Genomic DNA, 910 nt, shown 5'->3' with positions numbered 1-910 from the left:
AGAACGACATGGCTACGATCCGACTTGCGCGCGCGCAGGCGCGGCAGCTCGACGCGCGCCCCGAACTCGACCGCCTTCGCCCGCGCCAGCGCCTGCTGCGACAGCGCGCGCGTCATCGTCTCCCCGCCGCCGGCCTCGCGCGCCTCGAGCGCGCTCACCAGCGCCGCGTCGAGCGAGGGCTCGTGCTCCTCGACGTAGAGCGCCACGCGCGCGTCGCTCACCCGCCGCGCCAGCGGCAGCAGCACCCAGCGCGCCGCCGCGCCGACGAGCGCCAGCCACACCACCACGCGGGCGCCGAGCACCGCGCCCTCGCTGAAGCGCAGGCGCTCCATCGCGAACGAGCCGGCGAGCAGCGCGACCAGCGTGGCCCCGACCACGATCGCGACGCCCTGCAGGAGCAGCCGCAGCCGCCACCGCCGCCGCACGCGGCGCAGCATGGCCAGCAGCTCGTCGTCGGCCGCCAGGGCGGGCGTGCGCGTCGTGGGCATCGCGTCCTCCGTTGGTCAGCGCGCCAGCGGCGCGCGCCGGTTGGACAGCAGCGTCTCGGCGGCCAGCAGGCACAGCACGCCGGCCAGGAACCACCACCAGAACCCCTGTCGTGCCTCGCGCTCGACGCGCGTCTCCGCGGGCGCCGCGGCGGCGGCGGGCGCCCCGCCCTCGACCGTCACCGCGCGCGACAGCTCCGCCGGCTCGACGCGCGCCGGGTCGGACTCCGCCGGGTCGGCGTTGGCGGCCAGCGGCACGCCGGTCCCCGCCGGCGCGCCGGCGGCGCGCACGCGGAACACCCCGGCCTCGTCGAGCGACAGCACGCTCGCCGCCTGCCCGGCGCCCAGCCGCGTGCGGCGCCCCGACGGCGCCTCGGCCACCCACTCGGTCGCGCGCGCGCCCTCCAGCCGCGCCGGGTCGACGC

The 910-nt window shown here is 79.5% G+C and carries 1 protein-coding gene and 1 pseudogene; both read right to left on the bottom strand.

The window, feature by feature from the left end; genetic code table 11:
- On the bottom strand, positions 1-488 hold a 488-nt coding region (locus tag PYV61_RS25905; RefSeq protein WP_275836775.1), incomplete at its 3' end, for a hypothetical protein.
- 15 nt (positions 489-503) lie between these two features.
- Positions 504-910: pseudogene (locus tag PYV61_RS25900) on the bottom strand (hypothetical protein); the annotation flags it as partial.

The sequence above is a fragment of the Roseisolibacter sp. H3M3-2 genome, assembly GCF_029211165.1.
Lineage (GTDB): Bacteria > Gemmatimonadota > Gemmatimonadetes > Gemmatimonadales > Gemmatimonadaceae > Roseisolibacter.
Note: the sequence above shows the minus strand (reverse complement) of the source record. Positions and strands in the feature narration are given on the sequence as shown.